We start from the raw sequence: 18,733 nt of genomic DNA on the forward strand, positions 1-18,733 counted from the left end.
CGCGAGGATCGCTAAGCGAATCCGAAGAAGCCGCGAACCCGGGCGAGCGCCTCGCTGACTCCGGCATCCGATTCGGCGGGGAAGAGTGTCGCTTCCGGGATGCCGCGGCTGCCGGCAGCGAGCGACAGAGCCCACGTCCCGGCGGCGACACCGCCGCGCAGGAGAACGGGACGCACCATTCCGTTGGCGGTGGGTCCGACCGTGAGCCGGTCGCCGGCGCCCATCCCGACCGACCGGTCGGCGTAGGAGAGGACGTACTCGTCGAAGGCGGGGAGGGCCACGGTCCCGACGAGGGTTGCCCCTCCCGTGTCGGGCAGGGCGAGCAGCCCGTCGCCGAGCGAGATCAGCCGTTCCTCGGCCCGATCGGCCGCGGCGCGGGCTGCACCCGCAGGCAGGCCGGCCCACCACGCGAAGTCGCTGCTCGACGCAGGCCCGTGCCCGCGGAGGTAGGCGATCAGGAGGTCCGCCGTCGGATCTTCCGAGGCGGCGCCGGGGGGAGGAAGGGCGACGAGGTACTGCTCCCGCGCGACGCCCTCCTCGCGCGGGACGACGGGGCCGAGGGCGAGGACGCCGCGGATCGACAGCGCGGTGAGGATGCGGCTGCCCGCCGTGACCGACCCGGCGATGCCGTCTCGCTGGAGCGCGTCGACGAACGCCGCTCTCGTCAGGGACCCTGCCGCGGCGAGCACGGTCCGGAAGACGCGTTCGCCGCGATCGAGGACCTCCGCGTCGATCCCGTACGCGCGCGCCTGCCGTTCGCCCGTGACGGCGAGGATGGCGCCGACGGCGGCCGGCTCGACGATGTGCAGGGTCCCGCGCTGCGTCCAGGCGCGCACGAGGCGTCCGTCGTCGAACGCGCGGTCGACCTCGCCGACGGTGACCTCGCCGGAGGTACGGATGCCGAGGGCCAACCGGCCCGCAGCGAAATCCTGCGCCTGCACCGCAAAAAGGCGGCCCGCGACGTCGGTGACGGTCGCCGCCGGCTCGGCGAGCAGGTGCGACCGGAGTCGCCGGCTGCGGACCTCTGCGGCATCCATTCGTCGGCCCGCGTCAGGCCGTCGCGTACGGCTGGAGCGCATCGACGACGGTGGCGGCGAAATCGGCGCTCGCGCCCCAGTCGAAGCGGAACAGAGCGCCCTCCCCGCCGCCCGAGCCGCGGAACACGACCTTCGACGGACCCGCCAGGTTCTCGAAGAGCACCGTCAGCGAGGCCCGACTGCTCGTGCGCATGTAGTACTTCTCGAAGATCAGCAGCGCGCTCTGATGCCCGGCATCCGTCGCCGTCGCGTGCTGTCCCACGCACTCGACCGTCATCCCCGACGACTGCACGTGGTCGAGGACGATCCGGGCAGCGTCGAACGGCGTGAGGCTGATCTCCATCGTCTGCAGCATGATCGCAGTGTGCCACGGGCGCGCCTCTCCGCGTGCCTATACTTGTGGCGTCCGGGACCGCTCGAGGTCCTGGTGCTCGGAAAAGGGGCACGCAGCCACCCGCATCGTCGCGGAGCGCGAGACATATACGGCATCCGTCGTCATCGTCTCCAGGAGCTGTCATGCCCACCGTCGCCGCCCACGTCGCCGCCGCCCTCGCCGCCCACGTCGATAACGTCTTCGGGGTGATGGGCAACGGCAACGCCCTCGTCCTCGACGCCCTCGAGCGGCGCGACGACGTGACGTTCACCGCAGTCCGCCACGAGGCCGGCGGGGTCGTCGCCGCCGATGCGCACTTCCGCGCCGGCGGCGGCCTCGCCGCAGCCACATCCACGTATGGGGCGGGCTTCACGAACACGCTCACCGCGCTCGCCGAGGCCGCGCAGGCGCGCGTGCCGCTCGTGCTCGTCGTCGGAGACGAACCGACCTCCGGCCCGCGGCCGTGGGACGTCGACCAGCTGTCGCTCGCGTCGGCCGTCGGAGTACGCACGTACACCGTGGGACGGACGGATGCCGCGGCCACGACGGTCATCGCGATCGAGCACGCGCTGTCGTTCCGCATCCCCGTCGTCCTGGCGATCCCCTACGACGTCGGCGGGCGCGACGCGGGCGAGATCCCGGCGACGCCCGATCCCGTCCTGCCCGCGCCCCTCGCCCCGACCGGACCGCACGCGCTGGCGACGGTCACGGCCGTCGCCCGTGCGCTCGCGGCGTCCGAGCGACCCCTGCTCCTCGCCGGCCGCGGCGCGTGGACGGCGGGCGCCGGCGAGCAGCTCGGGCGCCTCGCCGACGCGGTCGGGGCACTCACGGCATCCACCGCCCTCGGCCGTGGGGTGTTCCCGCGCGCCGAGTACGATCTGGGGGTCACCGGCGGATTCGGGGCGGAGGGCGCGATGGCGACGATCCGCGAGGCCGACGTCGTCGTGGTGTTCGGGGCATCGCTCAACCAGTTCACGATGCGGTTCGGCGAGCTGTTCTCTCCCGACGCGACGATCGTGCAGGTCGATGTGGCGGCCGCGGCGACTCATCCGCAGGTCGGCCGGTATCTGCGGGCGGATGCCGCCCTCGCGGCGCGCGCGCTCGCCGACGAGCTCGAGCAGCTCGGCGGGGCGCCGTCGGGCTGGCGGGAGGCGGTGGACGTCGCGGGGCTCCGGACGTACGACGCCGGCGACGGTCTCGCGCCCGACGGACGGCTCGACCCCCGGAGCGCCGCCGCGGCGATCGCGGAGCTGCTGCCCGAGGACCGGGTCGTCGTCTCGGACGGCGGGCACTTCATCGGCTGGGCGAACATGTTCTGGCCGGTGGCCTCGCCCGACCGGATGATGATGATCGGCACGGCGTACCAGTCGATCGGCCTCGGCTTCCCGTCGGTGCCGGGTGCCGCTCGCGCACGGCCGGAGTCGACCATCGTCCTGACCACCGGCGACGGCGGCGGGCTGATGGCGATCGCCGACCTCGAGTCGGCCGTGCGCGTGGCGCGCGGCCGCGGGCTCGCGGTGGTGTGGAACGACGGTGCGTACGGCGCGGAGGTCCACCTCTACGGCGTCATGGGCCTCGCCCGCGGGCCGATGGAGATCCCCGAGGTCGACTTCGCCGGCCTCGCGCGCGCCGTCGGGGCGGAGGGGGTCATCGTGCGGACGCTCGACGACCTGCAGGCGCTCGCGCGCTGGCGCGAGCTCCCCGCCGACGAGCGGCCGTTCCTGCTGCTCGACCTGAGGGTCTCCGGCGCCGTCCGCGCCCCCTACCAGGAGGAGATCCTGCAGGTGAACCTGCGGCGCTGAGGCGCCGGCCAGGCGTCGAGCCGACGCGAACTGTCGTCAACGCGCCGGTTTGGCCGCACTTTGCGTCGGGTCGACGGCGAGCGTCCCGCTCACGCCTCGCGTCGCGGCATCCCTGCTCGTCGGCCGACTGCGAGCCACGCGACGGGACCCGCAACCGGGACCAGCAGCACCACGAGCACCCACACCAGCGCCTGCGTCGACGTCAGCCGCCGCGCCGACCGCGTGAGCGAGACGAGGGCGACGATCGCCAGCACGGCCGCCACCAGAGCGACGACCGACCAGACGATGTCGTATCCGGCCGGGAGCAGGGGGTTCACGGTGTCCACACCCCGACCCTAGCGGCGCTCGACCCGACACGAACGGCGCTCATTCCCGCCGCGTGGGTGCAGTTCGCGTCGGCTCGGCTCGCCGAGACGTCGGGGCGCCGCTCAGTCGCCGCTGCGCAGGTCCGCGACGGTGCGGCGCTCGAAGCCGACCTCGTCGAACGCGGCGCGGCATCCCTCGCCGGTTGGGCTCTGCACTTCGAAACCCACTCTCAGTCGGTCCGAGACACCCGGCAGCGTGAACGCGCGCACGAAGGTCCAGACGCCCCTGTCGTGGGCGTGGAACGCCAGGACGTTCCCCACCCGCGCGATCCGCAGCCGAGCCTCGGACGAGTCGAGGAGGAACGCGTTGGCATCGTCGGAGGTCCCCTTGGTCACGACCGAGACGACCATCGACTCGCCCGCCGGGGACCGCTCGACGCAGAGCTTGGCCCAGTTCGTGTCGTCGACCCACGCGAGGAGCACCCCGGCGTCGAACGTCGCGTGATGCTCGGGACGCACCCGAGCGACGAGGGTGAAGTCGCCCTCCGGGGGCGCGCCGAGGAGCGTGTTCGCGTTGAGCAGTGTCTCCGCGGCGACCCCGGTCGTCCCGCTGGGATCGACGAACAGATCCGTACCGGCAGGGGCGACCCCCTCGAGGACCGTCCCCCTCAGCGTCCACCCGGACTCGTCGGAGGCGTGGAGCTCGAAGGGCAGGTCAGGAAGGCGCATGCCGCGTTTCTATCAGATCGAGCCGTCGCAGATGGTCGGCGGGATGCCGCGAAAGCGGCCATCTGCGACGGCTCGACGCGTCGCGTCTCAGTCGGCGGGACGGAAGGCACCGGCCAGGAACTCGCCGAGCTCGGCGGTCGCGGCCAGCGGCAGGACGGCGGCGACGTACTGGTCGGGGCGGACGACGACGACCGCGCCGCGCGCCGAGATCCCGCGCTCGGCGAAGATGTCGACGTCCGTCCAGGTCGAGGGTCCGGTCGCATAGACCTTCTCCCAGTCCATGAGCCCGAGCGGCCCCGAGTGCGGCCGGAACACGGCGGGCACCGCCGCCATCTCGACCTCCTCGTACCGCCGCGGGTAGATCACCTTCGCGTCGAAGACGGCGTCGGGGTCGGCGCCCGCCGGCGTGTGCCGGGCGATCGGACCGGATGCCGAGGCGAACCACTCCGCCCACGCCAAGAGGTCCTCGCCCGAGGCGTCGGCGAAGGCGTACACGCGCCACCGCCCGTCGGCGGTCGCGTGGTGGCCGAGGTGCACGACGTTGCCGTCCGCGACCCGGACGACCTCGGCCGACTTCAGTCGCTTGCCGAGGGGGAACCCCGTCGCGAGGTCCTGGTGTTCGGCCCCTGCGACGATCGCCGAGGCCCCGTACTGCGTCATGAACCCCGAGGGGAACTCGGCGGTCGCGAGGTAGTAGGTCGCGAGGTCCTCGGGATCGGTGATCTCCTCGGGCTTGCGCGCCATCAGCGACGACCACTCCTTGTCGAAGTCGATCAGCTGCTGCGCGACGGGCCGCCGTTCGGCACCGTAGGTGGCGAGGAGGGATGCCGGGGCCAGCCCCGTCAGCACGTGACCGAGCTTCCACCCCAGGTTGAACCCGTCCTGCATCGAGACGTTCATGCCCTGCCCGGCCTTGGCGCTGTGGGTGTGGCAGGCGTCGCCGGTGAGGAAGACCCGCGGATCGCGATCGACGCCCTCGGGGACGTCGTCGAACCCGTCGGTGACGCGGTGCCCGACCTCGTAGACGCTGTGCCAGGCGACCTGCTTCACGTCGATCGTGTACGGGTGGAGGATCTCGTTCGCCCGGCGGACGACCTCCTCGATGGGCGTCTCGCGGACGCGGTGGTTGTCGTCCGCGGCGACCGCGCCGAGGTCGATGTACATGCGGCTGAGGTACCCGCCCTCGCGGGGGATGTGGAGGATGTTCCCCGCCGAGCTGTTGATGGCGCACTTGATGCGCCAGTCGGGGAAGTCGGTGTCGACCAGCACGTCCATGACGCCCCAGGCATGCTTCGACGCGTCGCCGACGTGCACGCGACCGATCGCCTGGCGCACACCGCTCCGGGCGCCGTCGCAACCGACGACGTATCGCGCCCGGATCACGCGCTCCTCCCCCGCACGCGGGCCGCCGACGTGGCGGACTGTGACGGCGACGGGGGCACCGGCATCCTCGGGCACCTCCAGCCCGACGAACTCGACGCCGTAGTCGGGCACGATCCGGCCGGGACCGTGCGCGGCGGCCTCGGCGAAGTAGTCGAGCACACGCGCCTGGTTGACGATGAGGTGCGGGAACTCACTGATCTTCAGGCCGTAGTCGTCGGTCCGCGACGTGCGGCGGATGCGGCTCGGATCGGCCGGGTCGGGGCCCCAGAAGTTCATGTAGCCGATGTTGTACGCCTCGGCGATGATCCGCTCCGCGAACCCGAACGCCTGGAACGTCTCCACCGACCGCGGCTGGATGCCGTCCGCCTGACCCAGTTCGAGCCGGCCGGTGCGCCGCTCGATGAGGCGCGTCGAGACCTGCGGGAACTGCGACATCTGGGCGGCCAGCAGCATCCCCGCCGGGCCCGAGCCGACGATGAGCACGTCGGTCTCGTCGGGGAGCTCCTCGGGGCGGCCGATCCCGGTGCCGGCGGCGGGCAGGACCCGCGGATCTCCCGAGACGTAGCCGTGGTGGTGGAACTGCATGGTTCTCCTCGAACGGTCAGGCGCGGGTGAGGCCGCGGACCGGGCTGACCGCCTGCTCCGCCTCGTGATCGGGGTCGAGCGGGATGCCGCTGCGATCGCGCAGCAGCAGCGTCGCCACCAGGCCCAGCACGGTCATGCCGGCCAGGTACCAGGTGACCGGGGTGGTCGAGCCGAAGGCGGCGACGAGCGCCGTCGCGATCGTCGGTGCGAAGGCGCCGCCGAGGATCGCTCCGATCGCGTACGAGATCGAGACGCCCGAGAAGCGGATCGACGCGGGGAACAGCTCGGCGTAGAGCGCGGCCTGGGGTCCGTACGTGAAGCCGAGGCCGATCGTGAGGATCGCGAGCCCCAGGAAGAGGACGAAGACGTTCCCCGTGTTGACCAGCGGGAAGAGCGTGAACACGCCCACGAGCTGCATGATCCAGCCCGCGATGTAGGTCGTGCGGCGCCCGATCCGGTCGGAGACGAATCCCGCGACGAGCGTCGAGAGCAGCCACGTGACCGCGGACCCGGTCACCGCCCAGAGCACCGGGCCGCGGTCGAGGCCGAGGGGGCCTTCGGGGTTGGTCGCGTAGCCCTGGATGTACCCGCCGGTGGTCATGTAGCCGACGGCGTTGTTCCCGGCGAAGACGAAGGCGGCGATGATCACGAGCACCGCGTGCTTGCGGAACAGCTCGACGATCGGCATCCGACTGTGCTCCTTGCGCTCGGCGAGCTCGAGGAAGACGGGGCTCTCCTCCACGCGTCGACGGACGTACCAGCCGACGAGGATGAGGACGACGCTGAGCAGGAACGGCACTCGCCAGCCCCACTGGAGGAACTGCTCCCCCGGCGCGATCGCCGACATGAGCGCCATGACGCCCGAGGCGAGCAGAAGGCCGAGCGGTACGCCGATCTGCGGCGACGCTCCGAACGCGCCGCGGCGGGTCTTGGGGGCGTGCTCGACGGCCATGAGCACGGCGCCGCCCCACTCGCCGCCGGCGGAGATGCCCTGCAGGATGCGCAGGAGCACGAGGATGATGGGCGCGGCGAGCCCGATCGACTCGTAGCTCGGGAGCACGCCGATGAGCGCGGTGGCGATCCCCATGAGGATGAGCGTCCACATGAGCACGACCTTGCGACCGTACTTGTCGCCGAGATGCCCGGCGAGGAACGCACCGAGCGGCCGGAAGAGGAAGCTCACCCCGACGGTCGCGAACCCGATGAGCACGCTGTCCTTGCCGAGCGGCGCGAAGAAGAGCTGCCCGAAGACGAGGCCGACGGCGGTCGCGTAGATGAAGAAGTCGTACCACTCCACGGTGGTCCCGACGACGGTGGCGAACACGACGCGACGGCGGTCCGCGGCGGTGGCGATGGTCCCGGTGGGGGTGAACCCGTCCGGTGAGGGGGAAGTGCTCATGCTGACTCCTGTGTCATCCGACGTCTTCGTCGATTACCGGTTGTCCGGTGCAGCACGATCATATACGATTTGAGATACGACGCAAGAGCGAGGGAGCTCCGGACATGCAGAACGACGACACGGTGACGGATGCCGCATCCCGCGACCCGCGCTTCGCCGCCCTCCCCGGTCGACCCGGCAAGATCATCGCCGTCCACCTGAACTATCGCTCGCGCGCCGCACAGCGCGGTCGCACCCCGGTGGCGCCGTCCTACTTCTTCAAGGCCTCGAGTTCGGTCGCCGCCTCCGGCGGCACGGTCGAGCGGCCCGCCGGGACCGAACTGCTCGCCTTCGAGGGTGAGATCGCGCTCGTCATCGGCACGCCCGCCCGTCGCGTCGGCGCGGACCGGGCGTGGGAGCACGTCGCGGGGGTCACGGCATCCAACGATCTCGGTCTGTACGACCTGCGCGCGAACGACAAGGGGTCGAACGTCCGCTCCAAGAGCGGCGACGGCTTCACCCCGCTCGGCCCCGTCGTCCTCGACGCCCGCCTGCTCGACCCGGCCGCGTTGCGCGTACGAACCTGGGTCAACGGCGAGCTCGCCCAGGAGGGCTCCACCGACGACCTCCTCTTCCCCCTCCCGCAGATCGTCGCCGACCTGTCTCAGCACATGACGCTCGAGCCCGGCGATGTCATCCTCACCGGCACGCCGGCGGGCTCGTCGGTCATCGTCCCCGGCGACGTCGTCGAGGTCGAGGTGGACGCCCCCGACACCGGGGCGTCCACCGGCCGGCTCACGACGACTGTCGTCGACGGCCCCGACATCCCCTTCGACGCGGCGCTCGGTTCACTCCCCCAGGTCGACGACACGCAGCGCGAAGAGGCGTGGGGCTCCCGCGAGGCCGCCGGGCTGGTCGCGGCATCCGCCCTCTCCCCCGACCTCCGCGAGAAACTCGAGCGCGTCCCGGTCGCGGGGCTGTCGCAGCAGCTGCGCAGGCGCGGGCTCGACAACGTCACGATCGACGGCGTCGCCCCGCTCCACCCCGACGCGAAGCTCGTGGGCGTCGCGGCGACGCTCCGCTTCGTCCCGAACCGCGAGGACCTGTTCCAGAGCCACGGCGGCGGCTACAACGCGCAGAAGCGCGCGTTCGACGCGGTCCGCGAGGGCGAGGTCATCGTGATCGAGGCGCGGGGCGAGGCCGGATCCGGAACGCTCGGCGACATCCTCGCGATCCGTGCGCACGCGCAGGGCGCGGCCGGCATCGTGACCGACGGCGGCGTGCGCGACGCCGCCGCGGTCGCCGCGGTCGGCATCCCGGTCTACACGGCGGGAGCGCACCCGGCGGTCCTCGGTCGCAAGCACGTGCCGTGGGATGCCGGGGGCACGATCGCCTGCGGCGGCACGACCGTGCAGCCCGGCGACATCATCGTCGGCGACCGCGACGGCGTCATCGTGCTGCCGCCCGCGCTCGCCGAGGAGGTCGCCGACGCGGCCCTCGCCCAGGAGGACGAGGACGCCTGGATCGCCGCCCGCGTCGCCGAGGGCGAGCCCATCGACGGACTCTTCCCGATGAACGCGCAGTGGCGCGAGCGCTACGAGGCCGAGCGGAGCAGCCGATGAGCGGCGTCGCCGCGCAGAGCAAGTCGCAGCAGGCGTATGCCTGGCTCAAGGAGCGGATCGTCGACGAGACCTTCACGCCCGGCTACCGCCTGGTGCTCGGCAGCATCGCGGGCGAGCTCGACATGAGCGTCGTGCCGGTGCGCGAGGCGATCCGCCAGCTCGAGGCCGAGGGGCTCGTCACCTTCGAACGCAACGTCGGCGCGCGCGTCGCGATGGTCGACGACTCGCAGTACCGCTTCAGCATGCAGGCGCTGTCGATCCTCGAGGGCACCGCCACGGCACTGTCCGCCCGCGCCCTCACCGAGTCCGACGTCCGGCGAGCGCGCGACATCAACGAGCTCATGATCGAGACGCTCGACCACTTCGACCCACGTGCGTTCACCCGCCTGAACCAGGAGTTCCACGCGACCCTCTTCGAGCGCTGCGCGAACCCGCGGATGCTGGAGCTCGTCCAGACCGAGTGGGCGAGGCTCGGGCACCTCCGCGATTCCACGTTCAGCTTCGTGCCGGGGCGCGCGCAGGAGTCGGTCCGCGAGCACGAGCAGATCCTCGTGCTCATCGAGCGGAGCGCTCCCCTCAGCGAGATCGAGCACGCCGCACGTCGGCACCGCTCGGCGACCCTCGACGCCTACATGACCCACGAACACCCCGACCAGGCCCTCGGCCTGCCGAACTTCTGACCCATCGAGCGAGGACGCACGACATGACGGATCCCACCCTGGCCGCGCCGCACACGCCCGCGGACCTGCCCACCCGCATCCAGCACTACATCGACGGCGCGTTCGTCGACTCTGTGGACGGCGACACGTTCGACGTCCTCGACCCCGTCACGAACCGGGTCTACCTGCAGGCCGCGGCCGGCAAGAAGGCCGATGTGGATGCCGCGGTCGCCGCCGCGCGCCGCGCCTTCACCGACGGCCCGTGGCCGAAGATGCTGCCCCGCGAGCGCTCGCGCATCCTGCACAGGATCGCCGACCTCGTCGAGTCCCGCGACGCCCGGCTCGCCGAACTCGAGTCCTTCGACTCGGGCCTGCCGATCACGCAGGCGCTCGGTCAGGCGCGTCGCGCCGCCGAGAACTTCCGCTTCTTCGCCGACCTGATCGTCGCCCAGTCCGACGACACGTTCAAGGTGCCGGGTCGCCAGATCAACTACGTCAACCGCAAGCCGATCGGCGTCGCAGGGCTCATCACCCCGTGGAACACGCCGTTCATGCTCGAGTCCTGGAAGCTCGGACCGGCGCTCGCCACGGGCAACACGGTGGTGCTGAAGCCCGCCGAGTTCACGCCGCTGTCGGCATCCCTCTGGGCCGGGATCTTCGAGGAGGCGGGACTCCCCCAGGGCGTCTTCAACCTCGTGAACGGGCTCGGCGAGGACGCGGGGGATGCGCTCGTGAAGCACCCCGACGTGCCGCTCATCTCCTTCACCGGCGAGAGCTCGACGGGCCAGCTGATCTTCGCGAACGCGGCGCCGTGGCTGAAGGGCCTGTCGATGGAGCTCGGCGGCAAGAGCCCCGCCGTCGTCTTCGCCGACGCGGACCTCGACGCCGCGGTCGACGCGACGATCTTCGGGGTCTTCTCGCTCAACGGCGAGCGCTGCACGGCGGGCAGCCGCATCCTGGTGCAGCGGGAGGTCTACGACGAGTTCGTCGAGCGCTACGCGGCGCAGGCGCAGCGCGTGAAGGTCGGCTTCCCGCACGACCCCGCGACCGAGGTCGGCGCCCTCGTGCACCCGGAGCACTACGACAAGGTGATGTCCTACGTCGAGCTCGGCAAGACCGAGGGCCGACTCGTCGCCGGCGGCGGCCGCCCGGACGGCTTCGCGGACGGCAACTTCGTCGCGCCCACGGTGTTCGCCGACGTGCCCCCGACGGCGCGCATCTTCCAGGAGGAGATCTTCGGACCCGTCGTCGCGATCACGCCCTTCGACACCGATGAGGACGCTCTCGCCCTCGCCAACGACACGAAATACGGCCTCGCCGCCTACGTGTGGACGAACGACCTGAAGCGGGCCCACAACTTCTCGCAAGCCGTCGAGGCCGGCATGGTGTGGCTGAACTCGAACAACGTCCGCGACCTGCGTACGCCCTTCGGCGGCGTGAAGGCCTCCGGACTCGGTCACGAGGGCGGCTACCGCTCGATCGACTTCTACACCGACCAGCAGGCCGTGCACATCACGCTCGGCAAGGTCCACAATCCCACCTTCGGCACGCGCTGAACCCGCCTCGATCACGCAAGGACGCTGACATGAGCCACCGCGACGGCATGACCAAGACCTCCTCCGGGTTCTTCGTCTCGCAAGAAGCCCCGATCCACACCGACGACCCGGTGCAGACCCCCACCTCCCCCGCCCCCGACATCCTGCGCTGCGCGTACATGGACCTGGTCGTCACCGACCTCGCGGCATCCCGCCAGTTCTACGTCGACATCCTGGGACTCCACGTCACCGAGGAGGACGACGAGGTCATCTACCTGCGCTCGACCGAGGAGTTCATCCACCACAACCTCGTACTGCGGAAGGGTCCCGTCGCCGCCGTCGCCGCGTTCTCGTACCGCGTCCGCACGCCCGAAGACCTCGACCGGGCGGTCGCGTTCTACGAGGAGATCGGATGCCGCGTCGAGCGCCGCACCGAGGGGTTCACGAAGGGCATCGGCGACTCGGTGCGCGTCGAGGACCCGCTCGGCTTCCCGTACGAGTTCTTCCACCAGAGCGAGCACGTGGAGCGGTTGTCGTGGCGCTACGACCTGCAGATCCCCGGCGAGCTCGTGCGCCTCGACCACTTCAACCAGGTGACGCCCGACGTCCCGCGCGCGGTGCGCCATTACCAGGACCTGGGGTTCCGGGTGACCGAGGACATCCAGGACGAGGACGGCACGGTCTACGCGGCGTGGATGCGGCGGAAGCCCACCGTGCACGACACCGCCGCGACCGGCGGCGACGGCCCGCGCATGCACCACGTCGCCTTCGCGACGCATGAGAAGCACAACATCCTCGCGATCTGCGACAAGCTCGGCGCCCTGCGACGCTCTGACGCGATCGAGCGCGGGCCGGGCCGTCACGGCGTCTCGAACGCGTTCTACCTCTACCTCCGCGACCCCGACGGCCACCGTGTGGAGATCTACACGCAGGACTACTACACCGGCGACCCCGACAACCCCGTGGTCACGTGGGACGTGCACGACAACCAGCGCCGCGACTTCTGGGGCAACCCCGTGGTCCCGTCCTGGTACACCGAGGCATCCCTCGTCCTCGATCTCGACGGCAACCCGCAGCCGGTCCGCACCCGCGAGCACCGCAGCGAGATGGCGGTCACGATCGGCGCCGACGGCTTCTCGTACACCCGCGAGGGCGACGACGAGGCGATGCCGTCGTGGAAGCAGGGCGAGTACAAGCTGGGGAACCAGCTCTGATGCTGTCCGACGACGACGTCTCGCGCATCGCCGACGAGCTCGCCGAGGCCGACCGCACGCACGGCGTCATCCCGCGGATCACCACCCGCTACCCGCAGGCGACGGTCGAGGACTCCTACGCCATCCAGGGCGTCTGGCGCGACCGGATGATCGCGTCGGGCCGGCGTCTCGTCGGCCGCAAGATCGGGCTGACCTCGAAGGCGATGCAGCAGGCGACCGGGATCACGGAGCCCGACTACGGGGTCATGTTCGACGACACCGTCTACCGGTCGGGCGACAGCATCCCCGTCGATCACTTCTCGAACGTGCGGATCGAGGTCGAGCTGGCCTTCGTCCTGGCGAGGCCCCTCGAAGGTCCCGACTGCACGCTCGACGACGCGCTCGCGGCGATCGACTACGCCGTGCCCGCGCTCGAGGTGCTGAACTCGCATATCGAACTCGAGGGGCGGACGATCGTCGACACGATCAGCGACAACGCCGCGTACGGGGCGATGGTCCTCGGGACTGAGCATCGCCGCCCCGACGAGATCGACCTCCGCTGGGTGCCGGGGGTGCTGTCCCGGAACGGCGAGATCGAAGAGACCGGTGTGGCCCAGGGCGTCCTCGGACACCCCGCGACCGGCGTCGCCTGGCTCGCGAACAAATTCCACCAGCACGGTGCGCGGCTCGAGGCGGGCGAGATCATCCTCGCGGGCTCGTTCACGCGCCCGATGTGGGTGTCGCGGGGCGACGAGGTGCGCTGCGACTATGGGCCGATGGGAGTCATCGAATGCCGTTTCATCTGAACCCGACGTTCCGGGACGCCTTGGCGGATGCCGACCGTCCCCTCGCGGGCATGTGGGTGTGCTCCGGATCGCCGCTGGTCGCAGAGATCTGCGCAGGCTCGGGCTTGGACTGGCTGCTCATCGACATGGAGCACTCTCCGAACGGGCTCGAGTCGGTGCTCGCGCAGCTGCAGGCCGTCGCCGCCGCCCCCGTGACGGCGGTCGTCCGCGTGCCGATCGGTGACGTCGTGACGATCAAGCAGGTGCTCGACCTCGGCGCGCAGAACATCCTCGTGCCGATGGTCGATACGGCCGCGCAGGCGGCGGAGCTCGTGGACGCCGTGCGGTACCCCCCGCGCGGGCGCCGCGGGGTCGGGTCCGCCCTCGCTCGCTCCGCCCGCTGGAACCGCGTCGAGGATTACCTCGCCGGCGCTGACCGCCACGTGTCGCTGTTCGTGCAGGTCGAGACGACCGAGGGCGTCCGGAACGCCGCCGAGATCGCGGCGGTCGACGGTGTGGACGGCGTGTTCGTCGGTCCGAGCGATCTCGCGGCCTCGATGGGCCTGCTCGGCGCGCAGACGCATCCCGACGTCGTCGCCGCCGTCCTCGAGGCGTTCATGGCCGTGCGCGGTGCAGGCAAGCCGGTCGGCGTGAACGCCTTCGATCCGGATGCCGCGCAGCGGTACCTCGACGAGGGGGCGTCGTTCGTGCTGGTCGGCGCCGACGTGGCCCTCCTCGCCCGCGGCTCCGAGGCGCTGGCCGCTCGATGGTCAGTTCCGCGCTGAGCGTCAGCGGGAGGCATCCCACCACTGCAGGACGCGGAGCGAGAGGAACGTGAGCCACCGCGACGGCTGACCCTCGGGTGCGTCGATGTCGAACCAGCGCCTGCCCTCGAGCGTCCGCCCCTGGTGCCACGTGCCGTTGGCGTCACGTGCGGCGCGGACCATCTCGATCGCCTCGGCGAGCCGCGGGTCCGGCGGGGTGCCGTCCAGCAGAGCGGCATCCCGGAAGTGATCGAGCGCGGCGAGCGTGCTGTACCGATGCCGGTTGGGGTAGACGAAATCGGTCACGAACGGTCCGACGAGGTCCCCTGTCGACAGCCGGTACGCGAGCCGCCGTTCGAGGAGGTACTCCTCGCCGCGGTGGCGGCTGTCGCGCAGTGCCGTGTCGCCGGTGGACGTCTCGTAGGCGAGCATGCCGCGCAGGGCATTCAGCGTGGAGTGGAACGACCCACGCACCGAGTCGCCCTCCTCCGCCTCGCAGTTCCAGCCGCCGTCGGCGAGCTGATGCGCGGGGAACCAGCGCACCAGCGTCGAGACGTCCGCGCCGAGCCAGGCGCCCGTCCCGAGCGTGAATGCGTTGATGCAGACGTCCACCTCCCCGCCCCAGTACGGCAGGTCGTCGTACTCCCAGCGGCTGTTGCGGTCGAGCTTCGCCGCGGTGTCCCCGAGAGCGGATGCCGGCACTCCCCACTCGCGCAGGTCTTTGAGCGTCCAGGTCGTCGCCGTCCACGGCTGGCCCGGCATCTCGGACTCGGGGCTGCCGAAGAACCCGGCCGGGAAGTACGCACCGCCCTCCCACTGCCCGTCGTCCCCCTGATGCGCGAGGAGCGTCGCTCCGTTCCCCTCGGTCGCGACGCGCGCACGCGTGGCCTCCCACTGCGCGGGCGGCGCGCCGAGCAGGTCGCGCTCTACCTGCCAGCGGAGCGAAGGGTCCGAGTCCAGCAGCCAGTCCAGCGTCGCCTGCGTGAGGGTCATGTCCGCATCCTCGCGCGGGCCGCCGACATCCGCCAGGGCTCAGCCCCGCTGAGCGAGCATCTCGCCGTAGCCGTCCTCGAACGTCGGGTACGCGAGGCCGTCGACGACCTCACCCAAGCGCGTACCGTCGAGCACGGTGCCGCGCCGTTCGGCGGGTTCGCCGCGCGGCGGCACCGGCACGCCCAGCCGGTCGGCGAGGAACGCGACCACCTCGCCCAGGGTCGCCGGGCGCCTGTCGACGGCGTGCAGCACAGCAGGCACCTGGTCCGCCTGCAGCAGCGTCAGGATCGTGCGGACGACGTCGGTCTCGTGGATGCGGTTGGTGCGGCGGTCGTGGTCCACGTCGGCGCCCGCCAGCACCTGACGGATGAGCCGGTCACGTCCCGGTCCGTAGATGCCCGCGGGTCGCAGGATCGTCGCCCCCAGCAGCGCGACCGCGCGCTCTTCGCCATCGACGAGCTGGTGCGCGCGCTCCCCGCGGGGCCGAGGCTCGTCGCTCTCGGTCAGCGGCCTCTCGTCGCCGTACCCCTCGAACACCCGGGTGGACGACACCCAGATCGTGCGCGCCGGCCGCGCCGGCAGCGCCTCGGCGACACGGCTGATCGCACCGTCGAGGAAGTCCGGCTCATCCCCCGGCGGCAGCGTCACGACGACCGCGTCGACCGCCGGCAGCGACTCCGTGAGCGGCTGGGACAGGTCCGCGGCGATGTGCCGCCAGCCGTCCGCACCGGATGCCGCCGACCGCCGCAGCGTGACGACCTCGCCGCCCGCGCGGCGCAGTTCCTCCGCCACCCGCGATCCGATGCGTCCGGAACCGACCAGGAGAGTGCGTGGAGGGACCATGCCCCCATCCTCTCAGCGGCGCGGGATGACGGCCGTGTAACAAAGCGACGCCGCCGCACCCGCGGCATCCGTCTGCGCGCGAGAATGAACTCCGGCTCCCCGCGAAACGCGGCGATGCCCACCCGACCCCTCGTCCGAGCACCCTCGGCGCCCCCGGAGGCCCTCATGACCCGACGTCCCGCCCTGCGCACCGCACTCGCCGCCTCCGCCGCGGCCCTCGCTCTGCTCCTCGGAGGCTGCGCGACGAGCGCCGCACCCGGGTCCGCGCCGTCCTCGGATGCCGCACCCTCCCCCGACGACTACGTCACGGCCGGCAAGTTCACAGTCGCGACCGGCGAGACCGCGTACGAGCCCTACGTCATCGACGACAAGCCTGAGACCGGCAAGGGCTTCGAGGCCGCCGTGGCGTACGCCGTCGCCGACAAGCTCGGGTTCGCGAAGGACGACGTCGAGTGGGTGCGCACGAGCTTCGAAGCCGCGATCGCCCCCGGCCCCAAGAGCTTCGACGTCAACATCCAGCAGTACACGATCACCGATGACCGCAAGAAGGGCGTCGACTTCTCGTCGCCGTACTACGCCGCGTCCCAGTCGATCATCGCCCTGAAGGGCGGCAAGGCCGACGGTGTGACCGACCTCGCGGGGCTCAAGTCCCTGACGATCGGCGCCATGGCGAACTCGACGAGCGCGCTCACCCTCGACGCCCTCGACCTCGGCGTGACGCCGAAGCTCTACAACTCGAACGAGGACGCGACCGCGGCCCTCGGCGCCGGACAGGTGGATGCCGTCGTCCTCGACACCCCCACCGCCTACGTCGCGGTCAACTTCTACATCGAGGACTCGTTCTTCGTCGGCGAGCTCCCGAAGGCCGGCATCGAGGACCAGTGGGGACTCCTGCTCGCGAAGGACTCGCCGCTGACGCCCGCCGTGAGCGCCGCCGTCGATGAGCTGCGCGAGGACGGCACCCTGGCGGAGCTCGAGAAGGAGTGGCTGTCGGGGCTCACCGAGGGTGTGACGGAACTCAAGTGAGGACGCGCTAGCGTCGATCCGTGAGTACCCCTACCCCGAGCGCGCTCGAGCTCGACCGCCGCGCCTATCGGCGGAGCCGAGAGCGGCGGTCCGTGCTGATCGCGATCCTCTCGACCGCCGCGTTCGCGGTGATCGTCTGGGCGACCGTCATCAACACGGAAGGCTGGGCGAAGGTCCAGCAGGGCTTCTTCGATCCTGCGACCGCGCTCGAGGCTCTTCCCAAGGTGTGGGACGGCTTCCTCATCAACCTCACGGTGCTCGGCATCTCGATCTTCACCGTGGGCGCCGTCGCACTCCTCATCGCTCTGCTCCGGACGCTCCGCGGGCCCGTCTTCTTCCCCGTCCGCGCGGTCGCGGCCGGCTACACCGACCTGTTCCGCGGGCTGCCCTTCATCATCGTGCTGTACCTCGTCGGATTCGGCCTGCCCACGATCGTCGGAGAACGCATCGATGAGCTGTTCCTCGGCATCCTCGCGGTCACCCTCACATACTCGGCGTACGTCGCCGAGGTGATCCGGGCGGGCATCGAATCGGTGCACCCGTCGCAGCGTCTCGCGGCGCGCGCGCTCGGCCTGAACCACGTGCAGACGCTCCGACGGGTCGTCCTGCCGCAGGCGCTCCGCAAGATGACGCCAGCGCTCATGAACGACTTCATCTCGATGCAGAAGGATGTGGGACTCATCTCGATCATCGCGGGGCTCGACGCGATCGCGCGCGCGAAGGGCGTCGTGGCGACGACCTACAACTTCACGCCGTACGTCGTGGCCGGCATCCTCTTCATCCTGCTCGCGATCCCCACGATCCGTCTGACCGACTGGTACACGGCGAGACTCCGCGAGCGCGAGCAGTCGGGATCGGTCCTGTGAGCGACGTCTTGCGGGCGGATGTCCTTCGAGCCACGGGCATCCACAAGTCGTTCGAAGACCGTGAGGTCCTGAAGGGCGTCGACGTGACGCTCGGTGCGCACGAGGTCGTCGCGCTCATCGGCGCGAGCGGGTCGGGAAAATCGACGCTGCTGCGCTGCCTCGGGCTTCTCGAACCCATCGACGACGGGCAGATCTTCCTCGGCGACGAGGACATCTCCGATCCCCGCGTCGACGGCAACCGCGTGCGGGCGCGCCTGGGCGCGGTGTTCCAGAGTTTCAACCTGTTCCCGCATCTGTCCGTGCTCGACAACGTCACGCTCGCCTCGCGAGTGGTGCACCGGATGCCGCGCCGCGACGCCGAGGCCCGCGCGGCCGAGCTGCTGGCCCGGGTAGGGCTCGCCGACAAGGCGAGGGATCACCCCGATCGGTTGTCGGGCGGTCAGCAGCAGCGCGTCGCCATCGCGCGCGCGATCGCGACCGACCCCGAGGTGCTCCTGCTCGACGAGATCACCTCGGCGCTCGATCCGGAGCTCGTCGGCGAGGTCCTCGAGCTCGTCCGCGATCTCGCGTCGGAAGGCGCGACGATCCTCATGGCGACGCACGAGATGGCGTTCGCGCGCGACGTCGCCGATCGCGTCGTGTTCCTCGACGCCGGCACGATCGTCGAGCAGGGCCCCTCCGCATCGGTGCTGCGGAACCCGCAGGAGGCCCGTACCCGCGCCTTCCTCGCACGCGTCACCGCCTGAGCGGCGCGCGCAGCCGCCGGGCGTCGACGGATGCAAGGGATGCCGGGCGACACGCGGCATCCCTCGTCACCTCACCGGCGTGGCGGGCGCGATCTGTTGCGTCCGCGAA

At 71.2% G+C, this 18,733-nt stretch carries 18 protein-coding genes; 10 read left to right on the forward strand and 8 right to left on the reverse strand.

Annotated elements, in window-relative coordinates; genetic code table 11:
• Nucleotides 1-11 precede the first annotated feature (11 nt).
• Together QE428_RS01865 and QE428_RS01870 are read right to left on the reverse strand one after the other, a co-directional pair.
• The gene (locus QE428_RS01865; RefSeq protein WP_307462494.1) at nucleotides 12-1,037 is read right to left on the reverse strand and encodes a DNA glycosylase AlkZ-like family protein; all 1,026 of its coding nucleotides are present in this window, start codon (nucleotides 1,035-1,037) and stop codon (nucleotides 12-14) included.
• Nucleotides 1,038-1,050: 13 nt separating this feature from the next.
• Nucleotides 1,051-1,392: a DUF6054 family protein gene (locus QE428_RS01870; RefSeq protein ID WP_307462496.1), complete on the reverse strand. Its 342-nt coding sequence runs from the start codon at nucleotides 1,390-1,392 to the stop codon at nucleotides 1,051-1,053.
• Between the two features lie 161 nt (nucleotides 1,393-1,553).
• On the opposite strand from QE428_RS01870, the gene QE428_RS01875 reads away from it, so the two are divergent.
• Nucleotides 1,554-3,212, forward strand: coding sequence for a thiamine pyrophosphate-binding protein (locus tag QE428_RS01875; protein WP_307462498.1), 1,659 nt, complete (start codon nucleotides 1,554-1,556; stop codon nucleotides 3,210-3,212).
• An 89-nt stretch (nucleotides 3,213-3,301) separates the two neighbouring features.
• Here QE428_RS01875 and QE428_RS01880 read toward each other — a convergent pair whose 3' ends face one another.
• The 4 genes from QE428_RS01880 to QE428_RS01895 form a co-directional block, all read right to left on the reverse strand.
• Nucleotides 3,302-3,538 carry a PLDc N-terminal domain-containing protein gene (locus QE428_RS01880; RefSeq protein ID WP_091356199.1) on the reverse strand — a complete coding sequence of 79 codons (237 nt, stop codon included), beginning with the start codon at nucleotides 3,536-3,538 and terminating at the stop codon, nucleotides 3,302-3,304.
• Nucleotides 3,539-3,640: 102 nt separating this feature from the next.
• On the reverse strand, nucleotides 3,641-4,246 hold the full coding sequence (locus QE428_RS01885) for a DUF1349 domain-containing protein (protein ID WP_065569810.1): 606 nt from the start codon (nucleotides 4,244-4,246) through the stop codon (nucleotides 3,641-3,643).
• 87 nt (nucleotides 4,247-4,333) lie between these two features.
• A complete protein-coding gene (locus QE428_RS01890) occupies nucleotides 4,334-6,214 on the reverse strand; it encodes an FAD-dependent monooxygenase (RefSeq protein WP_307462502.1) in 1,881 nt (626 codons plus the stop codon).
• A 16-nt stretch (nucleotides 6,215-6,230) separates the two neighbouring features.
• Complete coding sequence (locus tag QE428_RS01895) at nucleotides 6,231-7,613, reverse strand: MFS transporter (protein WP_133400276.1); 1,383 nt, start codon at nucleotides 7,611-7,613, stop codon at nucleotides 6,231-6,233.
• Nucleotides 7,614-7,717: 104 nt separating this feature from the next.
• On the opposite strand from QE428_RS01895, the gene QE428_RS01900 reads away from it, so the two are divergent.
• From QE428_RS01900 to QE428_RS01925, 6 genes are read left to right on the forward strand one after another with little or no spacing between them, the layout of a single operon-like run.
• Entirely contained in the window at nucleotides 7,718-9,214 is a 1,497-nt protein-coding gene (locus QE428_RS01900) for a fumarylacetoacetate hydrolase family protein (RefSeq protein WP_307462506.1), read from the forward strand.
• The gene (locus QE428_RS01905; RefSeq protein ID WP_307462508.1) at nucleotides 9,211-9,894 is read left to right on the forward strand and encodes a GntR family transcriptional regulator; all 684 of its coding nucleotides are present in this window, start codon (nucleotides 9,211-9,213) and stop codon (nucleotides 9,892-9,894) included. Before QE428_RS01900 ends, QE428_RS01905 begins: the two co-directional genes overlap by 4 nt.
• 23 nt (nucleotides 9,895-9,917) lie before the next feature.
• Nucleotides 9,918-11,429, forward strand: coding sequence for a 5-carboxymethyl-2-hydroxymuconate semialdehyde dehydrogenase (gene hpaE, locus QE428_RS01910; protein ID WP_116228552.1), 1,512 nt, complete (start codon nucleotides 9,918-9,920; stop codon nucleotides 11,427-11,429).
• Nucleotides 11,430-11,458: 29 nt separating this feature from the next.
• A complete protein-coding gene (hpaD, locus tag QE428_RS01915; protein WP_307462510.1) occupies nucleotides 11,459-12,622 on the forward strand; it encodes a 3,4-dihydroxyphenylacetate 2,3-dioxygenase in 1,164 nt (387 codons plus the stop codon).
• Entirely contained in the window at nucleotides 12,622-13,407 is a 786-nt protein-coding gene (locus tag QE428_RS01920) for a 2-keto-4-pentenoate hydratase (protein WP_307462512.1), read from the forward strand. The genes hpaD and QE428_RS01920 overlap by 1 nt, the downstream gene beginning before the upstream one ends.
• On the forward strand, nucleotides 13,392-14,171 hold the full coding sequence (locus tag QE428_RS01925) for an HpcH/HpaI aldolase/citrate lyase family protein (RefSeq protein ID WP_133400281.1): 780 nt from the start codon (nucleotides 13,392-13,394) through the stop codon (nucleotides 14,169-14,171). Before QE428_RS01920 ends, QE428_RS01925 begins: the two co-directional genes overlap by 16 nt.
• A 3-nt stretch (nucleotides 14,172-14,174) precedes the next feature.
• On the opposite strand, the gene QE428_RS01930 is transcribed toward QE428_RS01925, so the two are convergent.
• Entirely contained in the window at nucleotides 14,175-15,143 is a 969-nt protein-coding gene (locus QE428_RS01930; RefSeq protein ID WP_307462515.1) for a squalene cyclase, read from the reverse strand.
• Between the two features lie 39 nt (nucleotides 15,144-15,182).
• Nucleotides 15,183-15,986, reverse strand: a complete 804-nt coding sequence (locus QE428_RS01935) for an NAD(P)H-binding protein (RefSeq protein ID WP_307462517.1) — start codon at nucleotides 15,984-15,986, stop codon at nucleotides 15,183-15,185.
• Nucleotides 15,987-16,151: 165 nt separating this feature from the next.
• Between QE428_RS01935 and QE428_RS01940 the strand changes: the two genes are divergently transcribed.
• The 3 genes from QE428_RS01940 to QE428_RS01950 are packed head-to-tail and all read left to right on the forward strand — an operon-like array spanning nucleotide 16,152 to nucleotide 18,624.
• Nucleotides 16,152-17,012, forward strand: coding sequence for a transporter substrate-binding domain-containing protein (locus QE428_RS01940; protein WP_133400284.1), 861 nt, complete (start codon nucleotides 16,152-16,154; stop codon nucleotides 17,010-17,012).
• A 20-nt stretch (nucleotides 17,013-17,032) separates the two neighbouring features.
• A complete protein-coding gene (locus QE428_RS01945) occupies nucleotides 17,033-17,878 on the forward strand; it encodes an amino acid ABC transporter permease (RefSeq protein ID WP_091356230.1) in 846 nt (281 codons plus the stop codon).
• The gene (locus tag QE428_RS01950; RefSeq protein ID WP_307462523.1) at nucleotides 17,875-18,624 is read left to right on the forward strand and encodes an amino acid ABC transporter ATP-binding protein; all 750 of its coding nucleotides are present in this window, start codon (nucleotides 17,875-17,877) and stop codon (nucleotides 18,622-18,624) included. Before QE428_RS01945 ends, QE428_RS01950 begins: the two co-directional genes overlap by 4 nt.
• Nucleotides 18,625-18,733: the final 109 nt, after the last annotated feature.

The organism is Microbacterium sp. SORGH_AS_0505 (assembly GCF_030818715.1).
GTDB lineage: Bacteria > Actinomycetota > Actinomycetes > Actinomycetales > Microbacteriaceae > Microbacterium.

Excerpts from the sequence above, each read along its gene's own strand:
- hpaD (WP_307462510.1), top strand. The coding sequence starts at position 11,459 with ATGAGCCACCGCGACGGCATGACCAAGACCTCCTCCGGGTTCTTCGTC.
- hpaE (WP_116228552.1), top strand. The coding sequence starts at position 9,918 with ATGACGGATCCCACCCTGGCCGCGCCGCACACGCCCGCGGACCTGCCC.
- QE428_RS01890 (WP_307462502.1), bottom strand. The coding sequence starts at position 6,214 with ATGCAGTTCCACCACCACGGCTACGTCTCGGGAGATCCGCGGGTCCTG.
- QE428_RS01935 (WP_307462517.1), bottom strand. The coding sequence starts at position 15,986 with ATGGTCCCTCCACGCACTCTCCTGGTCGGTTCCGGACGCATCGGATCG.
- QE428_RS01920 (WP_307462512.1), top strand. The coding sequence starts at position 12,622 with ATGCTGTCCGACGACGACGTCTCGCGCATCGCCGACGAGCTCGCCGAG.
- QE428_RS01875 (WP_307462498.1), top strand. The coding sequence starts at position 1,554 with ATGCCCACCGTCGCCGCCCACGTCGCCGCCGCCCTCGCCGCCCACGTC.
- QE428_RS01885 (WP_065569810.1), bottom strand. The coding sequence starts at position 4,246 with ATGCGCCTTCCTGACCTGCCCTTCGAGCTCCACGCCTCCGACGAGTCC.
- QE428_RS01940 (WP_133400284.1), top strand. The coding sequence starts at position 16,152 with ATGACCCGACGTCCCGCCCTGCGCACCGCACTCGCCGCCTCCGCCGCG.
- QE428_RS01905 (WP_307462508.1), top strand. The coding sequence starts at position 9,211 with ATGAGCGGCGTCGCCGCGCAGAGCAAGTCGCAGCAGGCGTATGCCTGG.
- QE428_RS01865 (WP_307462494.1), bottom strand. The coding sequence starts at position 1,037 with ATGGATGCCGCAGAGGTCCGCAGCCGGCGACTCCGGTCGCACCTGCTC.
- QE428_RS01870 (WP_307462496.1), bottom strand. The coding sequence starts at position 1,392 with ATGCTGCAGACGATGGAGATCAGCCTCACGCCGTTCGACGCTGCCCGG.
- QE428_RS01930 (WP_307462515.1), bottom strand. The coding sequence starts at position 15,143 with ATGACCCTCACGCAGGCGACGCTGGACTGGCTGCTGGACTCGGACCCT.
- QE428_RS01925 (WP_133400281.1), top strand. The coding sequence starts at position 13,392 with ATGCCGTTTCATCTGAACCCGACGTTCCGGGACGCCTTGGCGGATGCC.
- QE428_RS01900 (WP_307462506.1), top strand. The coding sequence starts at position 7,718 with ATGCAGAACGACGACACGGTGACGGATGCCGCATCCCGCGACCCGCGC.
- QE428_RS01895 (WP_133400276.1), bottom strand. The coding sequence starts at position 7,613 with ATGAGCACTTCCCCCTCACCGGACGGGTTCACCCCCACCGGGACCATC.